This window comes from Pseudoalteromonas sp. BSi20495 (genome assembly GCF_000241185.1).
Taxonomy (GTDB): Bacteria; Pseudomonadota; Gammaproteobacteria; order Enterobacterales; family Alteromonadaceae; genus Pseudoalteromonas; species Pseudoalteromonas fuliginea.
Map to the genome: position 1 here is coordinate 1 of NZ_BADY01000067.1, position 5253 is coordinate 5253.

Consider the following 5253-nt stretch of genomic DNA (forward strand, 5'->3'; position numbering starts at 1 on the left):
ATCAAGTGGTAAAGCACTTAATTGTATTTTAGTATTTTCTGTAGAACCAATCTGATCGGCGACATAACTTATTGCGATCTCTTGTAATAAATCTTTATTAAAGACTTTTGCGTGCAGGGGTAAAGCGAAGCTGAGGCTAGCAACAAAATAAAAAACACTGTATCTTCTGACTTTTTTTAACAAACTCATAATGTTTCGACTATGCTTATGGTTTCAAACAGGGTATAAATATTTTGCGTCAAAAAGAAGACGCTCCCGTGATGTTATGTAAGCTTTATAAATAGAAAGCAATTATCATTCCGTATTATTTGTTTTCTTTAGGAGATTTGAATGGCAGGCATTTTAGACTCAGTAAACCAGCGCACCCAGTTGGTTGGGCAGAACCGCCTAGAATTACTATTATTTAAGCTCAGGGGTCGGCAGCGTTTTGGTATAAACGTATTTAAGGTGAGGGAAGTATTACAATGCCCTCCACTAACAAGTATGCCAAAGTCAAACGCCTATATTCGTGGTGTTGCACATATTCGCGGCCAGACTATTTCGGTGATAGATCTTTCTATGGCCGTGGGTGGGCGACCAATAGAAAACATAACAGACAGTTTTATTATCATTGCTGAATATAACCGCTCAGTGCAAGGTTTTTTAGTGGGTGGGGTAGAGCGTATTGTTAATATGAATTGGGAAAAAATAATGCCGCCTCCATCAGGTGCTGGCCGATATTCATATTTAACCGCTGTAACCGAAATCGAAAATGAACTGGTCGAAATATTAGACGTAGAAAAGATTCTTAACGAAATTTGCCCTGTAAACACAGAAGTAAGTGCTGATGTAGCAGCTAGCGGCGATATTCAAAAAGACTTGGGTGAGCGAATTGTGTTTATTGCTGATGATTCAGCTGTTGCGCGTAACCAAGTTAAACGTGCGCTAGAGCCACTTGGTGTTCAAACTGAGTTAGCTAAAAATGGTAAAGAAGCCTTAATAAGGTTAAAAGAAATAGCTGAATTAGATTGTAAAGACAATATTACCGAACGTGTCGCTTTACTTATATCTGATGTTGAAATGCCTGAAATGGATGGCTATACGTTAACGGCAGAAATTAAAGCAGATCCTAAACTCGCCCCTTTACATGTTATTTTACATACTTCATTGAGTGGTGTTTTTAATCAGGCGATGATTGAAAAAGTAGGGGCTGATGACTTTATTGCAAAATTTAACCCAGATGAACTAGCAACTGCTGTGAAAAAATGGGTTCATTGTGATTAATAAAAATAGGTGTTACTAATTTGAATAATAAAGATTTGCAGCAAAGTGAATACGATCAGTTTCGTTCGTTTTTGGAGCAGCAATGCGGGATCGTTTTAGGTGAAAATAAACAATATTTGGTGAAAAGCCGACTTGCGCCGTTAATGACTCGATTTAATGTAGAATCTTTATCAGAGCTGGTTAGCAAAACGCTGGGTCCTCATGAGCGACAGCTTCGAGCTGCGGTTGTAGACGCAATGACTACGAATGAAACGTTGTGGTTTAGAGATCAATACCCGTTTGAATTGCTTCAAAATAAGCTTTTCCCGGAATTTAAGGAGCTAAGAAGACCACTAAAAATTTGGTCGGCAGCGAGTTCTTCTGGTCAAGAACCATACTCTATTTCAATGTCTGTTGCTGAGTTTCAAGCAAAGCAACCTAATGTGTTACGGATGGGGGCGCAAATTATTGGCACTGATATCTCTAATACGATGCTTGATATGTGTAAAAATGGTGAATACGATGCATTGGCTTTAGCAAGAGGTCTTTCTGCGGAGCGCCGTAAAAAGTTTTTTAAAGATAGCGGCAATGGTATGGCTCAAGTAAATGATTCGATAAAAAAGCAAGTTAGCTTTAGACATTTAAATCTACTTGATTCTTACGCACTTATGGGTAAATTCGATATTATATTTTGTCGAAATGTACTTATATATTTTGCCCCAGAAGTCAAAGCTAAAATTATTAGTCAATTTGCTCAAGCGCTGAATCCTAAAGGTTACTTATTTTTGGGTGCATCAGAGTCAATGACAGGCTTAAGCAGTGAATTTGACATGGTACGATGCAACCCTGGCATTATTTATCAAAAAAAGCTGTAATAGTAACTCCTTCCCTATATAAATGACGCGCCTAGCGTCATTTTTCTTTTTAATACATACCCTTATATAAATAATCACCACTCTAGTATTAATGGCGTATTTTTTGCTTTATTCAAGGTAAGTCAATTTTTTGGAGATGGTTATGGCTATCAGTTTTGATAAGGCATTAGGTGTGCATCCGCAGGCTATGTTGATCCGTTCACAACGAGCAGAAGTAATTGCAACTAATATTGCGAATGCTGATACGCCGGGCTACAAAGCAAAAGATATTGATTTTGCCTCTGCATTAAAAGCGGCAAGATCAAACCAGCAAAGCGGCAATACAATGGTACGAACTAACGATAAACACATCGGTGGTGGTACTCGTAGTATGGATGATTCAGAATTATTTCGCTTACCAAATCAAGCAGATACGGGCGATGGTAACTCGGTTGATATACAAGTGGAACGAAACTTGTATACACAGAATGCTATGGAGTATCAGGCCAGCTTGCAATTTTTAAGCAGCAGATTTAAAGGTCTGAATAAAGCACTCGGTAGTCAAGGATAAAAATTATGAGTTTATATAATGTATTTGATATTGCAGGTTCAGGTATGAGCGCACAAAATGTACGCTTAAATACCACCGCAAGTAATATTTCTAATGCGAATACGATTAGTTCTTCTCAAGACAAAACATACCGAGCGCGACAACCTGTATTTGCTGCTGAACTTACCAAAGCTTCAGCATCGGCAAGTAATCAACAGGGCTCCGCCGTTGGCGTTAAAGTTTTAGGCATTGTTGAAAGCAGTGCTCCATTACAGATTGAGTATAATCCAAATCACCCGAGTGCGGATGAAAATGGCTATATTTATAAACCCAACGTTAATGTTGTTGAGGAGATGGCTAATATGATTTCTGCCTCTCGCTCTTATGAAACAAACGTGCAAGTTGCAGATGCAGCTAAGCAAATGTTAAGTAAAACACTGCTGCTAGGTCAGCGGTAACCGAGGGTAGGTTATGAATAACGATATAAGTACATCTTCATCCTATTTAGACTCAATCCGTTGGCAAGAGCAGCAAGTAGCTAGCAGCGAAGATGAGAGTGACGCGTTAACACAAGAAGATTTTTTCTCGTTGTTGACGCAGCAATTGTCGTATCAAGATCCCAGTAAACCTGCGGACAATGATCAAATGATTGCGCAAATGACTAGCTTTACTATGGCCGAAGGAATTTCGAATCTCAATAGTAATTTTGAGTCACTTGCGGCGTCAATGACTTCAAATTCAGCTTTACAGGCATCTACTTTGGTGGGTAAGCAGGCATTATTAGAATCAGATACGTTAGATTTAAATGCAGTAGGTGATGCGAGAGGTTCTGTTGTTGCCGAAAATGCGGTTGAAAATTTAACGCTCCGAATTACTGATGAATCAGGGCAATTAGTGAGAAGTATTGAGTTAGGTGCACAATCTGCTGGAGCTGTTCGCTTTGCTTGGGATGGAAAAAATGAGGATGGTGAGCGTTTGCCTGAAGGTGAGTACACTATAAAAGCTGAAGGTAGTACTAATGGTGAATTCTCTAGCTTACCAATTGCCACTTTTAAAAATATTGAGAGTGTAAATATCAATGGTGCAAATGGCATCATAATTAACACTAAAGAAGGTGCGGTTAGGCTGACAGATGTTGCAGAAATCGCGTAATAGATTTTAAGTATACTTCGCCTGCCAGCAGGCTAAAGATTAACAGGTTAAAGGTGAATTATGAGCTTCAATATTGCACTAACCGGCCTAGCTGCCGCTCAAAAAGATTTAGACGTTACAGCAAATAATATAGCAAACGTAAATACAACTGGTTTTAAAGAATCGCGAGCAGAGTTCGCTGATGTATATGCATCATCAGTTTTCAGTTCGGGGAAAACTAAGAATGGCGACGGTGTGCAAACTACCATGGTTGCTCAGCAGTTTCACCAAGGCTCATTGCAATTCACAAATAATTCTCTCGATTTGGCTATTACAGGTGAAGGCTATTTCGCAATGAGTCAAGATCTTGGAGCACAAGATTTTACTTACACACGTGCTGGTGCGTTCAAGCTAAATAAAGATAACTTTGTCGTTGATGCTAAAGGAAACTTTTTACAGGGTTTTCCAGTCGATGAGGCCACAGGTGATACGACTTCAGTAAGTTTGAGTACTTCATCAGCATTGCAAATACCAGATTCTTCTGGATCGCCTCGTGCAACTTCGAGCGTCTACAGCTCATTTAATTTAGATTCGCGTGTTGATGCACCTACACTTGCTTTTGATCCAGCAGAAAGTGCTACGTATAATTCATCGACTTCGACGACTGTGTATGATTCGCTAGGTGAGGCACATGTTTTGCAATACTTTTTTGTAAAAAAAGACCCTACAACCAACCCTAACGAATGGGATATACATGCTACCTTAGATGGTAAAGTTATTGATCCCACCTCTGGTGGAGAGCAAACTACAACCCCGTACACCGCTTTAACGACGATTGGCTTTAGTTCAAATGGTTTACCTGAAACTACAAATGGAGTTGCTAACACAAGCGCTACTACTTTTGATGAACTAGTTTTACCAGCAGGTGCCACAACTGGATTATCTACGTTATTAACTAATGGTGCATCTTTTCCAGATACAGGTGTTGAGCTGAACTGGCGCGACGAAGCAGGTACAGCAAATAAAGTACCAACTCAGTATGCAAGCCGCTTTGAGGTGAAAGCTTTAGAACAAGATGGTGCAACTGTAGGTCGTTTAGCGGGTATTGATATTGGTTCTGATGGGAAAGTTGTTGCTTCTTATAGTAATGGTGATTCAACTTTCTTAGGACAGGTTGCTATGGTGCGTTTTTCAAATTCACAAGGCTTACAACAAGTTGGTGATACAGCTTGGAAAAAGAGCTTAACATCGGGAGAGCCTATTGCTGGTGAGCCTGGCTCTGGTACATTAGGTTCTATCAATTCATCCGCATTAGAGCAATCAAATGTTAATTTAACAAATGAACTTGTTGATTTAATAAGTGCTCAGCGTAATTTCCAAGCTAACTCTCGAGCGCTTGAAGTTAACTCAACAATTCAGCAAAGTATTCTGCAGATTCGATAAGCTAAGATTCATTAAACTAAAAATAAAAAGGAC

Annotated in this window: 6 protein-coding genes and 1 pseudogene; 6 read left to right on the top strand and 1 reads right to left on the bottom strand. The window is 39.4% G+C overall.

Annotated elements, in window-relative coordinates; genetic code table 11:
- Nucleotides 1-189: pseudogene (locus P20495_RS22285) on the bottom strand (flagella basal body P-ring formation protein FlgA); the annotation flags it as partial.
- Nucleotides 190-330: 141 nt separating this feature from the next.
- Between P20495_RS22285 and P20495_RS11115 the strand changes: the two are divergent.
- From P20495_RS11115 to flgE, 6 genes are all read left to right on the top strand, one after another.
- Nucleotides 331-1263: a chemotaxis protein gene (locus P20495_RS11115; protein ID WP_007378712.1), complete on the top strand. Its 933-nt coding sequence runs from the start codon at nucleotides 331-333 to the stop codon at nucleotides 1261-1263.
- Nucleotides 1264-1283: 20 nt separating this feature from the next.
- Entirely contained in the window at nucleotides 1284-2117 is an 834-nt protein-coding gene (locus tag P20495_RS11110; protein WP_007378711.1) for a protein-glutamate O-methyltransferase CheR, read from the top strand.
- Between the two features lie 142 nt (nucleotides 2118-2259).
- Entirely contained in the window at nucleotides 2260-2667 is a 408-nt protein-coding gene (gene flgB, locus P20495_RS11105; RefSeq protein WP_007378710.1) for a flagellar basal body rod protein FlgB, read from the top strand.
- 5 nt (nucleotides 2668-2672) lie between these two features.
- Nucleotides 2673-3104, top strand: coding sequence for a flagellar basal body rod protein FlgC (gene flgC, locus P20495_RS11100; RefSeq protein ID WP_007378709.1), 432 nt, complete (start codon nucleotides 2673-2675; stop codon nucleotides 3102-3104).
- A 13-nt stretch (nucleotides 3105-3117) separates the two neighbouring features.
- Nucleotides 3118-3798, top strand: coding sequence for a flagellar hook assembly protein FlgD (locus P20495_RS11095; RefSeq protein WP_008135998.1), 681 nt, complete (start codon nucleotides 3118-3120; stop codon nucleotides 3796-3798).
- Between the two features lie 60 nt (nucleotides 3799-3858).
- Complete coding sequence (gene flgE / locus P20495_RS11090; protein ID WP_008136000.1) at nucleotides 3859-5220, top strand: flagellar hook protein FlgE; 1362 nt, start codon at nucleotides 3859-3861, stop codon at nucleotides 5218-5220.
- The last annotated feature ends 33 nt before the right edge of the window (nucleotides 5221-5253 follow it).

Bases quoted from the DNA above. Each gene is read 5' to 3' on its own strand.
- P20495_RS11115 (WP_007378712.1), top strand. From the start codon at position 331: ATGGCAGGCATTTTAGACTCAGTAAACCAGCGCACCCAGTTGGTTGGG.
- flgC (WP_007378709.1), top strand. From the start codon at position 2,673: ATGAGTTTATATAATGTATTTGATATTGCAGGTTCAGGTATGAGCGCA.
- flgB (WP_007378710.1), top strand. From the start codon at position 2,260: ATGGCTATCAGTTTTGATAAGGCATTAGGTGTGCATCCGCAGGCTATG.
- flgE (WP_008136000.1), top strand. From the start codon at position 3,859: ATGAGCTTCAATATTGCACTAACCGGCCTAGCTGCCGCTCAAAAAGAT.
- P20495_RS11095 (WP_008135998.1), top strand. From the start codon at position 3,118: ATGAATAACGATATAAGTACATCTTCATCCTATTTAGACTCAATCCGT.